This window comes from Paenibacillus sp. MER 99-2 (genome assembly GCF_023714095.1).
Taxonomy (GTDB): Bacteria; Bacillota; Bacilli; order Paenibacillales; family Paenibacillaceae; genus Paenibacillus.
On the sequence record NZ_JAMAUZ010000062.1, the window covers coordinates 1 to 255 of the forward strand.

Below are 255 nucleotides of genomic sequence, written 5' to 3' on the forward strand. Positions count from 1 at the left end.
GAGGCTTTTCTTGGCAGTGTGAGATCATGACCTTCGCTACTGTAATTTTCACTCCCCATCACAGCCCAGCCTTACGATGTGCGGATTTGCCTACACATCAGCCTCACTGCTTGGACAGACATCCATCCGTCTGCGTCACTACCCTACTGCGTCCCCCCATTGCTCATAACGGCTTACGGTGGTACAGGAATTTCGACCTGTTGTCCTTCGACTACGCCTTTCGGCCTCGCCTTAGGTCCCGACTTACCCTGAGTG

Annotated in this window: 1 rRNA gene; it reads right to left on the reverse strand. The window is 53.7% G+C overall.

The features are described from left to right. A 23S ribosomal RNA gene (locus M3636_RS29335) occupies window positions 1–255 on the reverse strand; the annotation flags it as partial.